Source organism: Anabaena sphaerica FACHB-251, from assembly GCF_014696825.1.
Classification (GTDB): Bacteria; Cyanobacteriota; Cyanobacteriia; order Cyanobacteriales; family Nostocaceae; genus RDYJ01.
In genome coordinates, this window is sequence record NZ_JACJQU010000003.1 from 365,977 (window position 1) to 383,238 (window position 17,262).

Annotated in this window: 14 protein-coding genes and 1 pseudogene; 1 reads left to right on the forward strand and 14 read right to left on the reverse strand. The window is 39.5% G+C overall.

The genetic code is table 11. The features are described 5' to 3' along the window. Positions 1-133 precede the first annotated feature (133 nt). Complete coding sequence (locus tag H6G06_RS27770; RefSeq protein WP_277875182.1) at positions 134-262, forward strand: hypothetical protein; 129 nt, start codon at positions 134-136, stop codon at positions 260-262. Positions 263-1,169: 907 nt separating this feature from the next. On the opposite strand, the gene ftsY is transcribed toward H6G06_RS27770, so the two are convergent. From ftsY to H6G06_RS08660, 14 genes and pseudogenes are all read right to left on the reverse strand, one after another. Then, entirely contained in the window at positions 1,170-2,807 is a 1,638-nt protein-coding gene (gene ftsY / locus H6G06_RS08600; protein WP_190559044.1) for a signal recognition particle-docking protein FtsY, read from the reverse strand. Between the two features lie 145 nt (positions 2,808-2,952). After that, positions 2,953-3,594 carry a transcription antitermination factor NusB gene (gene nusB / locus H6G06_RS08605; RefSeq protein WP_190559046.1) on the reverse strand — a complete coding sequence of 214 codons (642 nt, stop codon included), beginning with the start codon at positions 3,592-3,594 and terminating at the stop codon, positions 2,953-2,955. Positions 3,595-3,694: 100 nt separating this feature from the next. Beyond that, positions 3,695-4,405, reverse strand: coding sequence for a DUF502 domain-containing protein (locus tag H6G06_RS08610; RefSeq protein ID WP_190559048.1), 711 nt, complete (start codon positions 4,403-4,405; stop codon positions 3,695-3,697). A 432-nt stretch (positions 4,406-4,837) separates the two neighbouring features. Continuing rightward, positions 4,838-5,707 (reverse strand): glycosyltransferase family 2 protein, encoded by an 870-nt coding sequence (locus H6G06_RS08615; protein WP_190559050.1) that lies wholly within the window; start codon positions 5,705-5,707, stop codon positions 4,838-4,840. A 196-nt stretch (positions 5,708-5,903) separates the two neighbouring features. Further along, positions 5,904-6,743: a hormogonium polysaccharide biosynthesis protein HpsJ gene (hpsJ-B, locus tag H6G06_RS08620; RefSeq protein ID WP_190559052.1), complete on the reverse strand. Its 840-nt coding sequence runs from the start codon at positions 6,741-6,743 to the stop codon at positions 5,904-5,906. A 226-nt stretch (positions 6,744-6,969) separates the two neighbouring features. After that, entirely contained in the window at positions 6,970-7,626 is a 657-nt protein-coding gene (locus H6G06_RS08625) for a TIGR04282 family arsenosugar biosynthesis glycosyltransferase (protein WP_190559054.1), read from the reverse strand. Between the two features lie 88 nt (positions 7,627-7,714). Continuing rightward, entirely contained in the window at positions 7,715-8,254 is a 540-nt protein-coding gene (locus H6G06_RS08630) for a pilus assembly FimT family protein (protein ID WP_190559056.1), read from the reverse strand. Between the two features lie 78 nt (positions 8,255-8,332). Further along, positions 8,333-9,130: pseudogene (hpsC, locus tag H6G06_RS08635) on the reverse strand (hormogonium polysaccharide secretion pseudopilin HpsC); the annotation flags it as partial. Positions 9,131-9,142: 12 nt separating this feature from the next. After that, complete coding sequence (locus H6G06_RS27975; protein ID WP_338422923.1) at positions 9,143-9,346, reverse strand: hypothetical protein; 204 nt, start codon at positions 9,344-9,346, stop codon at positions 9,143-9,145. 93 nt (positions 9,347-9,439) lie between these two features. Further along, entirely contained in the window at positions 9,440-10,141 is a 702-nt protein-coding gene (gene hpsB, locus H6G06_RS08640; RefSeq protein ID WP_190559058.1) for a hormogonium polysaccharide secretion pseudopilin HpsB, read from the reverse strand. A gap of 52 nt (positions 10,142-10,193) precedes the next feature. Continuing rightward, positions 10,194-14,615 carry a hormogonium polysaccharide biosynthesis protein HpsA gene (hpsA, locus tag H6G06_RS08645; protein WP_190559060.1) on the reverse strand — a complete coding sequence of 1,474 codons (4,422 nt, stop codon included), beginning with the start codon at positions 14,613-14,615 and terminating at the stop codon, positions 10,194-10,196. A 624-nt stretch (positions 14,616-15,239) separates the two neighbouring features. Continuing rightward, a complete protein-coding gene (locus tag H6G06_RS08650) occupies positions 15,240-16,007 on the reverse strand; it encodes a prepilin-type N-terminal cleavage/methylation domain-containing protein (RefSeq protein WP_190559062.1) in 768 nt (255 codons plus the stop codon). Between the two features lie 45 nt (positions 16,008-16,052). After that, positions 16,053-16,538, reverse strand: a complete 486-nt coding sequence (locus H6G06_RS08655; RefSeq protein ID WP_190559064.1) for a pilus assembly FimT family protein — start codon at positions 16,536-16,538, stop codon at positions 16,053-16,055. Beyond that, positions 16,513-17,259: a type II secretion system protein gene (locus H6G06_RS08660; RefSeq protein WP_190559066.1), complete on the reverse strand. Its 747-nt coding sequence runs from the start codon at positions 17,257-17,259 to the stop codon at positions 16,513-16,515. The genes H6G06_RS08655 and H6G06_RS08660 overlap by 26 nt, the downstream gene beginning before the upstream one ends. Positions 17,260-17,262 lie beyond the last annotated feature (3 nt).

Sequence of the window (17,262 nt, forward strand, 5' to 3'; positions counted from 1 at the left end):
TACCTGTAAAAGCAAAGTTCTAAATTATAAATTGTAAACATTTAACTGGTATACCATAAATTTCTTGAATATTTACTCAGATATAAATTTTCTCTATTCAGTTTATGAGCTAGGTGATTTTTAATCACGGAAGATGCAATTTAGTTCAAGCCAAAATACAGCAGGAGTCAGGAGTCAGGAGTCAGGAGTAAAACTGGCTTTGTGTATAGGTTTCAATTTAGATTCTGTACCGTATGGCTACGCCACGCAAGCTATCGGCTGACGCTCACGGCGAAGCCTCATTGATCTACAATCTGCTGTATCTAGAATCTATGTAAATAGAAGCTAGACCCAGGGTACCCCTACTATCTTTAACCCAAAAGTTAACAGCAGGAGTCAGGAGTCAGGAGTCAGAAGTCAGAAGTCAGGAGTAAAACTGGCTTTGTGTATAGGTTTCAATTTAGATTCTGTACCGTATGGCTACGCCACGCAAGCTATCGGCTGACGCTCACGGCGAAGCCTCATTGATCTACAATCTGCTGTATCTAGAATCTATGTAAATAGAAGCTAGACCCAGGGTACCCCTACTATCTTTAACCCAAAAGTTAACAGCAGGAGTCAGGAGTCAGGAGTCAGAAGTCAGAAGTCAGGAGTAAAACTGGCTTTGTGTATAGGTTTCAATTTAGATTCTGTACCGTATGGCTACGCCACGCAAGCTATCGGCTGACGCTCACGGCGAAGCCTCATTGATCTGCAATCTGCTGTATCTAGAACCTATGTAAATAGAAACTAGACCCAGGATACCCCTACTATCTTTAACCCAAAAGTTATAAATAGGGTGTCTTGGTTCAACCATGATACTTCAAATATCTAAATGGCTGACAGAGAGTATTTATGAGTAATTTTGCCAGTAGAACCTGATAAGCAAGTCGGGAGTAATTAGCCAGTTTATCTATCTAATCAACTTTTTTCTGGATGCCTTTTGCAGTAATCAAGTAAGCTTGGTGCTGCATTAGATAAACCCCTTGTGCAGTAAGTAAAATGGCTTTAGTGTGAAATTCTACCAGAAGTTAGCCATTTTTTGTAAAAAAAAAGAATTATTTTAATTTATGAGACTGGGGACTGGGGACTGGGGACTGGGTGGGTAATATATTTTTTCCAATTACCAATTACCAATTACCAATTACCAATCACCCATTTAAAAGTGCTTCAACAAACTCATAACTAGAGAATGGACGTAAATCTTCAATTCCTTCTCCAGCACCAATAAAGCGAATCGGTAAACCTAACTGTTTGACAACAGCTAAGGCCACCCCTCCTTTAGCTGTACCATCTAGCTTGGTTAAGACAACACCGCTGAGTTGGGCAGCTTGGGAAAATACTTCAGCTTGTCGCAGTCCATTTTGTCCCAAGGTAGAATCTAGAACTAAAAGTGATTCTACATGGGCATTTGGGGCTTTTTTGTCGATGATGCGGCGAATTTTACTCAATTCGTCCATGAGGTTTTTCTTGTTTTGCAGTCTTCCAGCGGTATCTATTAATAGTAATTCGGTTCCTCGTGATTGGGCAGCAGCGATCGCATCAAATACCACTGCAGCTGGATCTGTATTCTTCCCAGGATTAGCAATAACTTCTACACCGCTTCTTGTTCCCCAAACTTTGACTTGTTCGACGGCGGCTGCGCGGAAGGTGTCAGCAGCACCTATTAAACATTTATAATCTGATTTTTGGGCTAAATGAGCTATTTTCCCGATTGTGGTGGTTTTACCAGCGCCGTTGACTCCTGTAATTAACCAAATAGTTAAGTTGTCTTTTTCTGGGGCAAAGCTAGATTTTGGAGTTGCTTGATTTGGTGCATCTAGCATATCCCGGAGGATTTTTTTCAGGTAAGCGATCGCTTGTTCTGGTGGGGTGACTTCATCCCGCAGTTTTTTCTGTAGGGCATCAATAATAAAATCTGTGGCTTCTACACCCACATCTGCTTGCAAGAGTAATGCTTCAATTTCAGCTACAGCAGCTTGATTTAAAGGTCCTTGACCAACAATTGATTTGAGTTGGTTGAGGATATTCCGCCGAGTTTTATCTAAACCTTGGCGTAATTTTTTCAGCCAGGTAATTTCTTCTATGGAAACATCTTCTGCCCGTCTGCCTTGGGCTGCCAAAACTTCTACCGACCACACAAACCCATCATCAAATTCTAGTTCGGGAATGTCTGCCTCTATCTCTGGTGTGGTTGTAGTCGATGCCAGAGTTGAGGTTGTTTCTGGTTCTTCAACTTCAACGGCACTGGCTATCAATCTTTCCTGCTTGGCTTGCCTTTCGGCGGCTGCCCGTTCTAAAAAGGATAGAGTTACTGGTTGTATATCGCTGACAGGAGTTTCTGGGCTGGTAACTTCTGATTTTTCAGTAATAGCTGCTGGTGCTGCTTGTTCATTAACAGATGTTTCTGCCGCCTGTGTTAGTGCAGCGACCTCCCCCGCTACTGTTTCTTGCGTTTCTTCAGTAATAGGTGCTGGTGCTGCTTGTTCATTAACAGATGTTTCTGTCGGCTGTGTTGGTGAAGTTCTTTCCTCTGTGGGAGTTTCTATGATTTCTTCAGTAATAGCTGCTTCTGCTGGTGCAGCTTCTGGAATCTGATATTGTTGTTTTTGCTGAATATTTTTATAGGCGGCTTTAGCATAAGCCAACAAGTCCGCCGTGTCTGGTGTGGTTTCTGCGGCTGGTTCTGGCTGTGTTTCTTGTGTAGGTGGAGTTTCCCCCTGTGGTTGTGGTGGTTGGGGGGTTTCAGAAGAATCGTTATGTTGACGGCGGAACCAATTAAAAACCATTGCAGCAGTATTATCAGTTATTAGTTATTAGTTATCAGTTAGTTATCAGTTTAATTTAATTTGCCACGTTTTCCGGGGCTGAAAGTTTTCGAGATATCCTCACTTTTAACGCACTTAAAGACCGGGGGGAAGTGAGGATATTACTCTATGCGGTCTGTTTCTGTTCTGTGACGCGGCGCAGGACACCATTAATAAAGCGATGCCCGTCATCGCCACTGTAACGTTTGGCTAATTCTACTGCTTCGTTGATGGCAATACTGGCAGGAACTCCCATGAAGTTCATTTCTGCTACGGCGATTTGCAGGATATCCCTATCGATTTGGGCTAGACGTGTTACTTGCCAATCTACTAAAGCTTCAGAAATTATCTTATCAATCAGATTGCGGTTTTCATCAACGGTAATCACTAGTTCTTTAGCGTAATTACGAACGTCCCTATCTTGATTAGCTAACTGAATTAATTCTGGGAAATCAACGGCTGTACCCAATTGATTGATGGCTGTTTGGGTGTATGTGATCGCTTCTTGGAGCATGGTTCTAGCTGTATTCAGGTCTGAAGCCCGCGTTTGGCTAGTTAAAAGGCGATCATTACTGCGTTGGAGTTCTCCTGCTGCATTATTGAGGGTGTCTTGCACTTCTGTAGTCAGAGTGCGGACTGCTCCCAGGACTAATTTGGCTACTAGTTGTTCGTCAGGCAGTTTCTCCAATTTCTTGGGGTTTACTGGCAGCTGGCTCAGGCTTAACAGTGCCAGTTCGCGCGCTATTTGCTGGGGTTTACGACGTTGCATGGTGGTGGTAATGGGGGAAGAAGGAATTAAGTAAATGAAGCAAACTTATCAATATATCAAGTTTGACACATTTCCACAATCAACTTTATCTGTGATGATGTTAGGCTTCTTCTACAGAAATAACATGATTTTTGGTTTCTCTTGTTGACAGTGCGGCTGGTAAAACCAATGGAGATATGCCTGTATTGGGGGCAACGATACCACCTGAGACTACAATTTTAAAAGCGTCTTCTATGGACATCGAGAGGTTTACTACTTCGTCTTCTGGCACTACTGCATACCATCCAGTGGTAGGGTTGGGGGTAGTGGGGATAAAAACGCTCAACATAGGTTGATTCATCTGCGCTTGGATATCACTGCTAATTACACCAGTGACAAAGGCGATCGCCCAAATTCCCCGTCTGGGATACTCTAATAAAACCACACGGCGAAATTTGCCGTTGGAATCTTTGAGGACTGTTTCTAATAATTGCTTGAGGGTTTTGTATACCTGACCAGCTAAGGGAATAGCTTGCAATATCCTCTCCCCAAAATCTAGCAACCACTTACCAACTATATTCCGAGCCATCAAGCCAATCACTAGGATGCTCAGTAGTGGTACAGCCAGTCCGACTACAAAATTCAGTACATTTACTAATATAGGGTGTAGACCATCAAAGGGATTCAGCTGTTTGGGGATTTGGGTGAGAAAATTAACTACCCAACTGGCAATAGTAATGGTCAGCCAGATGGTAGTTGCTAGGGGAATTACCACCAACAAACCAGCAATCAGGTCATTTTTTAAGTCCTGTTTCAGGCGTTCAATTACCAAGCCCCGATTCTCCTTTTTTTAGGCTACTAAAATTTTTGTGATTGTGTTCCCAAGTCCCTCAGAACTGGGATTTTTCGCTTAAGTTTCTTTTTAACCGGGATATAACCTTTCCAAGCCAAGCGTATGTCTTGGTTACTTCACTAGTGTTACTTTTCTTTGTAATACTTGTAAATGATTGTTGCAAGTTTCTCAGATATTACTAATCTTAACGTGCTATCTTACCAGATGCTCAAAATTGTTAAACAAAATAGGAGAGTCTGAGAATAGAGCGTTTCCCAGTTTAATTGAAGTACACACCAATTTATTTCCTGTTCCCTGTTCCCTGTTCCCTAAAACTAAAAAACTTTGTACCTTACGAGCATGGGAACTGCTATATCTAGTAAGTTACGTATTCCCAGGTGTGAAGTTTATATTTAAGTTTTGTTAAAAAAATTAATTTATGATTTGGCTCTCATCCTGGCTAGATTCGTCAATAACTAGGCTGGGTGTGGGTAGATATTTCATTTCCCAGACTTTCAGTAAAATCAGGTATTCGTAGAATGTTTGTAAAGTACACCAAGCTAAACCAGGTCGTCCGTCTAAGCAGCCACCTAAGAAAAAGTACATATAAATAAAGCGTATCATTGGTCTGACTGGTGTACGCAAAGATAAATCTTTGAGGGCGCGTCGTCTTTCTACTTCCGATTTTCCGAAAAATAAACCTCGCCAGTTAACTTTTCCGTTTTGTAATTGATACAAAGTTTCCTTAGCTTCATCAGTAGAATAACGGTTATGTTTTTCAATCCAGCGAGTTAAGCCTTTGCTGCAAGTGTAATGAGGATAGGTTTCTTTGAGAAAGCCGGTTGCACCATCACAAACTTCTCTTTCTGTATGGCCATAGTCTGTAAACCAAACTTTACCGTGACGGAAAAGACGTAATTGATAACGGGGATATTGGGTACTATAGCGAATCCAACGATTCATAAACATCACCCTTTCCGCAACATAGTAGGCAATATAGTCAGGATTTTTAGTTGCGGCTACGCACTCAGCAAATAGTTCAGGTGTCATTCGTTCGTCAGCTTCGAGAATGTACACCCATTCATATTTGGGAGCAACTGATTCTAACATCCAGGTGCGTTGTTTACCGTGGCTTTCAAAAGCGTGTTGGACGAGGCGGACAGGATAACGACTGGCGATTTCTACAGTGCGATCGCTACTGCAAGAGTCTACAACCATAATGTCATCGGACAGCATTGCTGACTCAATACAAGCGGCAATATCTAGCTCTTCGTTATAGGTAAGTATGTAAATTGATAACATTTCTAGTTGTATATAGATTTGACTAAATTTGAAATGTTTTGTCCCAGTGATTGATAATAAGCCGCCAACTCTAATTGACGGCTCATACTAGTTAACAATTGATACAGCAAATTGCAGGTAAATGAAGTACAAAATAAGAGGGAAAAACCGATGAAGCAAGAGAGTTTTACTGCTGACTGCTGAGTGCTGCTATAAACTAACGCGCTGGAGCTTTCCGTTTCCCGCCTTGTAAAGCACCCATACCTTTTAACCCTGTCCAACCGATGATCATATAACCGATAGATAACAATAAGCTGCTGATACCTATCCGTAGTCCAGACTTCCAAGCATTGTCTTTGGCTTGTTTTTCAGCTTCTTCTTTGCGTTGGCGAATTTGGCTGATTCTTTGTTTGGCTACTTCATTAGGATCTGTTTGTTGGGCAATAAATTTGTCCAATTCTTGGGGATTAGCTTTAAATTTCTTGAGTAATTCCTTTTGCTCTGCGGGCAGTTGAGGGTTATCAAGTGCTTGCTTGTATCTCTGCTCGTCCTTGATCAGTTCAGTAAACTGGGCTTTAGCTTGGCTTCGTGCTTGTTCTAACTGAGCTTTGGCCTGATCATTATTTAGCTGAGTGAGAAATTGAGACAGCTGGTTGTTAAGTTGAGATTCTGCTTGTTGGGCATCTTGAGAAATTTGATTGACTCTTTGTGTACTAGCTTGACGGACATTGTTGAGGTGGAGAGGAAAAATCAACAAAAACATCAAACCCAAGATGCTGGAGAGGATCAAAGATGGAAATTTTAAATTCATACCAGAGCGATCGCTACCTGTCTCCGCACTGTCAAACCAATATGCAGCCAATATCATCCCTAAACCCACCATTGGCACGATTCCCCTATCAACCAAGGCTGTTGATAAGCCGATTTGTGCTTGCTTATCAGTGGGACTGAAACCCAACAACAAAATCACAAAATCAACGAAAAAAGACAAAATACAAACTATCCCAATTACCTTGAGTGCGAGCGAAGTATTCGAGGAAGCAACACGGTTAACCATATTTTTGTAAATTTGTTGTGAATAAAACTGATTGCCATTTATCAAGTTACAACTCTTAGAGCATAAAGCCCATCAGATGGAGATTAGCTCACTGTGAGGATCGAACTTCCTATAGAAAGCCAAGACAGATTTTATCTGGTCAAAGTTTTGGTTTTAAACTATACCATATAACTGTAGTGTATTTTATCTTCAAAAAATCCTGTGTGTTTTCAACTATCATATAAGCTTAGAACTTGTTTGAATTGTTGTCACCTACAAATATGTGTTGCCAAACAGGTAAATCTTCGGGACGGTCAACATCAGCTAAAGTAGGTAAGTATATAGATGATAAATTAAGTTGCTGGGCAATTTCTACAGTTTTTGGGAATACTTGAGCCGTTCCCCATGGGATTTGAGAAAACAACTCTGGGATGACTCGGCGTAAACCGATCAAGTAATAACCACCATCCAGTGCAGGTCCTAACACCAGGTCACAAAGTTGCAGTTTCTCAAAGGCTGATGTTAAAATATGACAATTGATACCAGGGCAATCAGTACCAATGATGATTACCCGTTCTGCATGGCTACCAAGAGCATCTGCAAGCGATCGCATCATCCGCTGACCTAAATCGCCTTCACCTTGAGTTTGATACACAAAACCAAGACCCAACCAATTTTGCATTAGTTCCCAATTACCCCCTGCAAACCGCACTTCCACAGTTATAGCAGATATGGTTTGTAATTCTTTTACCTGCAATATAGTATGTTCAGTCATTTGCTTCTGGAGATTAGCAGCACCAACATCTCCCAAAGCAGGTGTCAGTCTGGTTTTTGTCGTCCCTGGTTCTGGATAACGGGTAAAAATAATTAGATGCTGTTTGGAGTTAGTTAGTGATTTCTGCACAGGAGACTGGGGATTGGGGACTGGGGACTGGGAAGGAAGAATGAATTTATTACCAATTACCAATTACCTATTACCTATTACCGACTTCTTAATAACAATACCTGCCACTTTCAGCAGTAGGATTTTCTTTTGCTGTTCTCAGAGTCCCTAAAATTGTGGATACAAAAACACAACGCTTTGCTTTTCCACCAGACTTACTGGATAGGGTGATTCTACCTAAAGGGGGTTTTCTCACACTGCCTAAATCATCAAACTGAATATTTTTTATATTATCAGACTCTGGTAAAGTTGTTTCATTATCTAACTGAATATTAGAATCTAAACTATTCCATACAGCATTTGCTGGGGTGAGACTAGCTGGATGAACTGCCCATTGAAGTATACCATTTTGTTCCCGAAAACTCGCCTGAACAGTCAATTTATCCTTTTTAGCTTGGCTTTGAGCTTGACGAATCGCTTGGTAAACTTGACTTTGAGCAATGTTGAGACGACGAGTATTCACAAAAGAAAGCCAACTTGGTGCTAGTATTGCTGCCAATATACCAATCAGAAAAAGAACAATTAAATTTTCCAGTAAAGTAAAGCCGCTACTTGATTGATAAAAAGATAATTTGCACCTTTTATTCATTGCTTAAAACTCAATATTTTTGATAGTCGCAGGATTTAGGAGGCAAAAGGCAGAAGTTTACGAATTATGAATTACGACTTATTTATACAAAAGACCTCTTCCCTGAATTCTGATGTTTGCGGTAGGGAAATAAGATTTTTGATTGGCACTGTAATTGATACCTGCATTATTATTAAGACGAGCCTGGGCATTACCTCGAATAAATACTTGTGCTGTTGTGTTAAGTCTATCAACACAAGCATAGAAACTGGTCATTTTACCAGTATTGGTCGTATTAAAACTTGTTGAAGTCACTTTTGACCAAGTAATAGCAGGATTTGTAGAGTTAGGAGGGCAAGTTGCTGGAGGTGGATTAGTGATAGTTTGATCAATATAGTCAACAAGTACCAATGTATTCACAGTATAGGCAGCATTACCCTTTGTCCATCCATTCATTCTTTGTCCTAAAGTACCTGGTTTATTGAGATCAAAAGGAGCAAAACCATTACTAGGGCAATATTCATCAGGACTACTAGAACTGCCTTTAATATATTTTCCTGGATATCCAGTACATGAAACTATCTTATTACCATCTGTAGTATTAGCTAGTACGCCATCTCTAATTTTCCATCTGCCAATGCGAGCTATTTTAGACCAATTAGAACCAGAACTTGTAGTATCTCGCATTAAGTAATAAACAACTAGTGCGTAAACAAAAGTATCATCTTTGCCTGTACCTGAAGATGGCAGGACATTTGTTATTAATTCTCGCTGCCAAAAGACGAGGACAGGAACTCTATTTATGCCACTGGGAGTTGAAGGCAGTTGTGTTTTGATAGCATCTATACCCTGGGCATCATATATATAAACTGCCTGTTGTAAGTCACGGGAAATGTAATCTAATGCAGCTTAAATTTCTTGTTCAGAAGTTGCTTTTGCTTGTTCTTTACGGTCTGTTTCCATGATAGTAATCATGAATCCTAGCAAAGATGTGATAATGATAAATGCCATTACCAAACCTACAAGCAATTCAATTAAAGTAAAACCATTTATTGGTTGAACAACCTTCAAGTATTTTATTTTGTTCGTGAGTATAAACTTGAGAGTATTCATCTTTAGATCAGGATTAGTAGTAATTGGTAGTTGGGAAAGAAGGGAACAGGGAACAGAGTTTTGAGTTTTGACTTGATTCTCCCCAGTCCCCAATTATCTACAACTTACAGGGGTTGGAGTCGCTGTTGGTGTGGGTGCAGCTAGGGGAGTACCTAAACGCTGACATAACGCCTGAAATGTAGTTCTAGTATTGGCTATTTCAGTTGTCATTTCCATTAATGGTGCTTGTTTATCACCCAGTCCAGCAGTTACAGGTGATGCAGTTTGTCTACTTGTTGCACCAGTATTGATTTTTATGGTTTTGCTAAAATCAATGTCTGCCCGATAAACTCGAATTGCTAAACGATAACCGTCATTTTTTTGGGTACTTTGGACAATTCGCCCTGCTTGAATGTAAAACAAATTATTGACGCAATCGGTACTACTAATGATGCCATTTTGGTTGTAACAATATAGGTCAGTTGCTGATGTAGGTGCTGGCATTTCTGTGGTAGTGATTAAATAATCATTGGGACTGATAGTAAGATTTCTATGTGTATCTGTATTAGCAGAAATTTGAGATACTATAGTTGGTGCTGTAACTGAACCAATTCTCACTCCATCAATAAATGTTCTTGCTGCTTGAGTTGCCAGTTCCACCCGTCGAGCTTGAACACGAATAGCTGTGGACATGACTAAAACTGGTGTGATCGCTGCTAGTAATAAGGAAGCTACAAGCATTCCCACTAATGACTCTAAAATGGTAAAACCAGAATTGTTTAAAGTGAAAGGTGGCAGTTTTAAAAGTATTTTCATATCTATGTTTCATCATCTCTTTTGGTCTCTTTTTTAATGGTTTATCATAGTTTCATTGACAAGTAGGACGTTGATCTTGGTCAATTGCATAGGTGTAGGTTGCAGTGGTTTTGGCACATAACAGGGTTTTTATCCATTCATCATCTCGACTGACTTCACGAAAGTATTCATTTGGTAATTCATTAGATGTTGTTACCAGTTTTTGGGAAAATAAATCAGGTGACTGAGATAAAAGTCCTACATCATAAGTCCATTGTCTTGTAGGTGGTAGGTAGCCAGAAGTTCTACCATTGTTAATGGCAATTTTGTACTGAAAATCACTAGATTGAATATTTATAGATGTGCTGTATGTTCCTGTTGCGTAAGCACTTCTTTTCATTTGGATAAAAGCACCAGTCATTTTGGTAGCAATAGCATTACTGCTGGGACTCCAGTTTTCTAGGCAGCGGACAAGGTTTTGTAGACCTCCGTTATCTTCGGTGGAACGACCTGGGTTATCTCCAGTCGCGGCAATTAAGTTAAAAGTAGTCTCTGTTGCTATTTGTAACCAATAATTGTGTGAACTACTGGTAATGCTTTCGGTGTTATTGGGGTCAGCAGGCGTGGCAAAGGGTTTGTGAATTTGTAAAATTGGTTGCCAAATTCCATTCTCGTCAGGTACTAACCAAGGAATGAGAAATGGTTGAGAGTTTTCGTTTTTTGCTAATCTGGGTAGTGTTGTTCCTGATATTGGAAATGCTTGAATTTTATTGTTATTATCTACCCCGTAAATAGCAAGGGGTGTTGTTAATTCACCAGTGGTAATATCTCGTTTAAAAGCTATTCTTTTGGGTAAAGTTGCATTATTCCAACCGTTTGCTGCTGGGTTGGCGCTCCCAAGCGATCCGGTTTTGATAGCACTCATTGATAGCCCTTCAATATTACCTCCTCCATTTCGCCAATTATTCTGTCCTTGTGCGTCGTATGCGTCGTGAGGAACGTTGGTAATTACCCAGTTTTTGGGGTTACTATTACACGCAGCAATATCTGGTACTGAACAAACTTCAAAGACAAATTCTCTGGCTTGTACTTGTTTGACTACAGGTGTAACAAAGTTGTGAAAATAAGAACTACCTTGGATGCCATTTATATTTGGGTCAAGGTCTACCTTGGGGATACCATCACTGTCATAATTTGCGGCGACTGTGGGAGCGTAGGTATTATATTTGAAGTTGCTTGGACGGCTGTTAAGTGATGCAGTATCCCCGCTGTTATTGTTCCAGTCGTAGTCTCCCTCTTTGCGAAAACCAAATCTGAAGTTATTGGAAAGTAAGGTGATAGAGTCTGCTAATACAACTGCATTCCGCCATTCATCACCAGTGTTGCAATTTGGTCGTTGTGGATCACCTGGACGACAAGCAAAGTTAGAGTTAATGTTACTGCGAGTGTAGAAATTACTCCAATTAGATGCTAGTCCTGTAGTAAATTCTTCTTGGGTATGTTGATTAAAGTCGCCTTTGATGTAAACAGGTAAATTGGAGACTAAAATTAAACCCTTTTCTGCTGGTTTGAAGGTATTGTTTGTACCACGAAAAAGTTTAGTTGGTGTTCCATTGTTACTTGTAATTAATATACCGTTGGGACGACGGGTAGAATCTAGTTTAAAATCTACTGAATTTTCTAATTTTGCTGCTTCTGATGTACCTGCACTGATATCGGCTAGGGCATCATCACGAGTAGCATAGATAATACCGCTATTGGGTAGTAAATATTCATTTCCTGATATTGCAGTTGTGCGTAGTTGATTTAAGTCTAATACAGTGGCACGAATTTCTAAAGGTTGTCTGTCTTTTAATGGTAAATTGTATGATAAGTCAGAATCTAAATTATTAGTTTGATTGGCTTTAACCTGTCTAGAATCTAAAAAAGCTATTTCTTTAATTGCACCGTGAGGAATAGGAGGAGTAGTAGTAATGGGAGTAATGCTACCATCCATAATTTGCAAGGCGCATAGGGCTGCATCTATGGCAGACTTTTCTGATAATGTGCGGTTTGTTTTTCCTAACGCATTTTTCAGTGGTTCATTTACCCAGCGTTGAGAGGGATACTGTAAAGATGCTTGATAACTCAGTAAATTTGCATAATTACTGGCGGTTTTGGTTGGAGGTGGATAGACTATACCGTTGTTAGATAAACCATTAGCATCTTTTTCTATCCCTACCGCATCGGGTAATGTATCCATATTTTTCGCTGTGATGCTATTTGTGGGAATGTAAAAGCTACTAATACAGGCTATTGGTATGGGATTGCTCTGATTGTAATTAGCAGATTTGTAGTGATAAACTACTGTAGCCCGCATTTTTAAATAAGGGGTAGTTATGTCACTTCCAAGCAACCCAGGCAAAATAAACTGTAATGATGAATCATACATACTATAGGGGTTAATTGTTGTCTGTGCAGGTGCGAGAACTTGAGGTACTGGCAACATATCAGACCAGATTTGTGTAGAAGCGCCCGTGAAATCTGTGGTAGCAGCAGTATCATTTCTTGGTAAATAAATTCCTGCTCCAGTCACCACACGCAAGCCACCAACGGGATGTTCTGGGTTTTTGGGTACTTGGGCGGCTGCATATTCCCAGTCTCCATCTCTCTCAGTTGCTGCTAAATCAGCTAGTATTTGTACGCTGGTGCGGCGGGTTCGGGGTGTAGTTTGATTGCTCAGATCCCAATTGATGTTTGTAATATTTTGGGTATCGTCTAAATTTGCACTGAGAAACCGATTTTGTTTATTATCCCACCACAGTTCAGGTAAGTTGTTACCAACTAAAGTTCTATCACCTAAATATTGCTCTACACCAGCTAACTCTTTTTGTAGTTTATCAATTGGTTCTGTTGCACTAGGTTTGAGTAAGCTACCAATGATGTTTAATGATAATTTACTATTGTTAGTTCCCGTTGTTCCATCACTAGCATAAGGATAAACCCAAGCATCTATAGGACGCAGTGTATCACCACTACCTTGTAATGGGTTACTGATGCCATTCACATCTGTTTGTTCATCACCAAAAGCTACTTCTTGAAAGGGTACGTGGCGGGTACGTCTTTTAAAATAAAGTTCTAGTTGATGACGACGAATGTTGTCATATTTATCAATTGTGTATCCTGTATCAAGTTGTTTTTGCTGTTGAATAATTCCCTCTTTAACTTCTTGGGGATCTGTAGTTAGAGAACTAGCAAATTGAGCATTAACTAATTTATTGATGCGCTTGGCATAAGCTAGGCTATTGAAGGCTAAATTGCTGGGGGAGTTTGTTACTGATTTGTTTGATGTGACATCGGGGTTATAGCCAGAAACATTCTCAGGATTAATTTCTTTATCTTTAAATAAATCAATTATGGTTGCTGTTGCTAAATCAGAAGCATCTGTAAATTTCCCCGCACCTATGTCACCACCAACGATAATTTTAGAGTTTTCTGCTTCATAAAAACAGGAATTGGGACTGCTAACTTGATAAAGTCTGATGCTGCCTGAATTGGCAGCAGTTAGTAAATTGCTATTAGTAAAAATCCGCCCGTTGATTTTGAAGTCTGTATCGGTCGTGATTTCTAAATCATCTTCATAAATAATGGCGTGGTTAGTGGGTGGAATTTGCGCCCTGTCTTGTTGATATTCTAAGGCAGAAAAGCCTTGATTGCCTGTGTAAATTTCATAATTAGCTTGATTTTCTGGAGGGATAGTATTTGTGGTGGTAATGGGAACTGTAGCGGTATAAACAAAAAAAGCTTTTTTCATTTTACTGCCAATCCTAAACCAGCCATTCATATCTACTAAACTGGCATTTGTACCAAATATAGCGTGACATTTTGCACTGAAGTTACTAGGATTCATGGGTGTGGTTCTAGTTTCTAAAGGAGTTCTGGCACGAGTATATTGATTATTACTTTTAGGAGGATTTTTCAAGTAAGTTCCATAAAGGGTATAACTATCAAATTTCCCATTGTTATCGGTATCAATGGGAAATTTCCATGCTGTTTTTAGGGGTTCATGGCTTTGAAAATTTAGTATTAGGGTAGTTTCATCACCAAAGGTATATTCATGAATATGTTCGGCTAAGTTGTTATATAAATCTTGCTCTGATGGTAAGGCTTTTGGTATTCGTTGGTCTTGAAATAGCTTATTAATTTTCGCTCTAGCTCGATCTAGGGCTGGTGTAGCGGCGTTAATAACAATTTGATTAACACGGACATTACTGGCGTGTTTAGCCCTCTCAAATGAGCGAAACATGATAGCAAGGGTTAATAAAACAACTACCATAGAAACCATTGCTACTGTTGGTAATACAAAACCTGCATTTGCTGATGTTAGCTTTTTTTTGCTGCGGAAAATAGCTTTTAATAGCCAAATAATTGTTTTTTTAACTGCACGTAAAAATTTGAGGATTATCTTTTTAGAAATCCTTGTTTTAGCCTTGAGTGGCTGATATTTTCTGGGCATAGATGCTACCCTGTCAAGTAATTGGCAGGTCTGGATAATGTTTTTATTTACCCATGTAGAGACTTTGAATGAATGTCTTTACAGGGGTTTATAGTTTTTTATTTTGATATATTTGACACTATTTTTTATACCGTATATATACGGTAATTTTATTAAATAATGGTTACTTTAATTCCACATTCCGCACCCCCTAGTGTCACAATCGGTTATTTCGGTTTTTTGACCACATTAAAAGCTCTATTCTATACAAAAACATAGAAGTTTTAGATAGCGAAGCGCTGCTGCAAGCAGTTCGCCAATTCCAAATCTCCAAACGACCAATTTTCGTTGTGTGTCAGTTTAGGGTGCGGAAGGTAGGTTTAATAAGTCTTTAAATGATAGGTTAATCTGGTTCATAGGGGTTTCGTCGATTGTGTGGTAACTTTCTATGAAACCTTTTCTCTGTAACCTTTGTAAGCTTTTACTCTATTTTTTGTCCTGTACACAGATCCACAAGAGCTTTTGCATCGTTTTGATTGATTTGTTCCTAAATCCGGGTTTCAGGAATTTTTGAGCATTGGGTATTTTTTCCTGATTCCACAAGGGTTTGATGCTCGTTTCTTCCTCAAAAATGTTTAAATACCACTAATTAGACCTAGTAAATACAGTAGTTTTGACTTCTATTGTCTCATTTGTGGTATTTGATAAGTTGCCATATAAGTAAAGATCCACTTGTTTTGTATTTGTATATATGCAAGCATAAAAACCACTGCCACCTCTAAGTGTACTACCAGATGGACAAGTGGGAGCGCCTGAACTTGGATCCTGAATCCCGTCAACTAAAAAGTTATGATCAACATCAGTACCAGAAGTAGGACTAGGGGAAGGAACTGTAAGAGCGGCCGAAGAACTACTAGGATTAGGATTATTAGTACCAGTAGCATCAGGAAGAGGATTTCTAGCGTTTGAATAACGCCAAATTGAATTGGGCGAATCCCAGCCAGTCCAGCTACCAGAGGTGTAGTAAACAACAGTATATGATCTATTATTATAGAATTTAGTACCAGATGCATCTACACCACTTGCGGGATTGGGAACCGGAATTATTAACCTCATAACTCCTGTACCTGAAGTTATAGTTGTGGTTGTGGGTGGAGATGCAGTAGAATCTGCGGCTACCACTGTTTTTGCCATTCTAATTTCGTTAGCTACATAATTTAAGGCACGATTTAAGTTGCTACGGCGTTCACTTTCCAATTCTGCTTTGCGGTTTTGTTTCAGTATTCCTACAAATGCTGTTCCCGCTAGAGCAACAACAATTGCCATGATTATGGTTGCTACTAAGACTTCTATTAAAGTAAATCCTTTGTTAACATCATCATTAAACTTGATATTTTTTATGTAAAAGTTCATTTTTTTTCACCTGCAAAATAGATAAATTATTGCTAAAATATATTGCTATTGACAGTTAGCAGAACTGGCACCAGCACCGCTGTATTTGCCATTTCTAATTAAGCCTAGTGGTGTAGATAACACTAAACATTTTTTGAAGTTAGGATTTGTAGAAGGAGTGACAACAACTGTGATCTCACTTGAGCTATTTCCTAAATTATCAAAATTTACAGATGTAGCTGATGCTGTCAAAGATACATTGCTTAATGTGCGATCGCCTGTCAAAAGACAACTGCTGGTGGTCGAGCTTGTAATTGTTTTTGTAGCTGTATTCAATGTCACATTACAGGTTTGTGACTTAGCCATTGCTTGTCTTTGAGCTTCTTTCATCGCTCCTTCGATGCTGGTGATTGCAGAATCTACTTTTTTTCTCTGAGACCATGCTAAGTAACCGGGAGCAGAAAAAGCCGCCAGTATACCAACCATGACTACTATTACCAATAATTCTAGAATTGTGAATCCCTGATCATTTAATACATTGGAATGACGCATAAGGTATGACCTCGCTAGAGAGTTTGGCTATAATGTTAGTAGATGGAGAACCGTTGTTATCTTTAACAACTAAATAATTTACCCTCAAAACATCATAAGGAGCAACAGAACCAGTAAAGTTATAACTATCATTTCGCATTAGCCACAGTTTTTTCTGGGTAGTCGGTATGACGTAAGGATTTGCACCTAACACAGGTTTATAAGCAATACCAGAAATAGTTGTTGCCGAACCGCTGACAGTAGCCACTAAAGAGGGACTAGTCATTAACCTGTTAGCCAGTCCTTTATCTGAATTTGCAGATGTGGCACTGCATGATGTATTGCTTACAGTTGTAGCATTAGAGGCTGGTACTTTGTTAATAACAGGTGATATTGTAGTGGTTGCACCTGAAATAGTTAGAGTATAAACATCAGGTGTTCCCTGAAATTGGATTTTTTCGCCATTTAGCAATCCTTCAGTGGATGATAGGGTTATGGTTCCTGCACTGGGAACAGAAGATAGTGTCGGAAATTTATATTGAATAGCTAAATTCCTGATGTTTTCTAGGTCTTTCTGAATCAAATTAGTTGCTGTAGTGTACACTTTAGCCTTAGCTTTAAAAGCAGCAGAAATTACTACCATTTGCATTGCCACTGCGGTAAAAAAAGTTACAATTAAAATGGCAACTAAAACTTCGAGTAAGCTAAAGCCTGCATCTGGATCGCATTTTGGTTTTTTCATAAT

Excerpts from the sequence above, each read along its gene's own strand:
- nusB (WP_190559046.1), bottom strand. The coding sequence starts at position 3,594 with ATGCAACGTCGTAAACCCCAGCAAATAGCGCGCGAACTGGCACTGTTA.
- H6G06_RS27975 (WP_338422923.1), bottom strand. The coding sequence starts at position 9,346 with ATGAATACTCTCAAGTTTATACTCACGAACAAAATAAAATACTTGAAG.
- H6G06_RS27770 (WP_277875182.1), top strand. The coding sequence starts at position 134 with ATGCAATTTAGTTCAAGCCAAAATACAGCAGGAGTCAGGAGTCAGGAG.
- hpsB (WP_190559058.1), bottom strand. The coding sequence starts at position 10,141 with ATGAAAATACTTTTAAAACTGCCACCTTTCACTTTAAACAATTCTGGT.
- hpsA (WP_190559060.1), bottom strand. The coding sequence starts at position 14,615 with ATGCCCAGAAAATATCAGCCACTCAAGGCTAAAACAAGGATTTCTAAA.
- H6G06_RS08615 (WP_190559050.1), bottom strand. The coding sequence starts at position 5,707 with ATGTTATCAATTTACATACTTACCTATAACGAAGAGCTAGATATTGCC.
- H6G06_RS08660 (WP_190559066.1), bottom strand. The coding sequence starts at position 17,259 with ATGAAAAAACCAAAATGCGATCCAGATGCAGGCTTTAGCTTACTCGAA.
- hpsJ-B (WP_190559052.1), bottom strand. The coding sequence starts at position 6,743 with ATGGTTAACCGTGTTGCTTCCTCGAATACTTCGCTCGCACTCAAGGTA.
- H6G06_RS08630 (WP_190559056.1), bottom strand. The coding sequence starts at position 8,254 with ATGAATAAAAGGTGCAAATTATCTTTTTATCAATCAAGTAGCGGCTTT.
- H6G06_RS08655 (WP_190559064.1), bottom strand. The coding sequence starts at position 16,538 with ATGCGTCATTCCAATGTATTAAATGATCAGGGATTCACAATTCTAGAA.
- H6G06_RS08650 (WP_190559062.1), bottom strand. The coding sequence starts at position 16,007 with ATGAACTTTTACATAAAAAATATCAAGTTTAATGATGATGTTAACAAA.
- ftsY (WP_190559044.1), bottom strand. The coding sequence starts at position 2,807 with ATGGTTTTTAATTGGTTCCGCCGTCAACATAACGATTCTTCTGAAACC.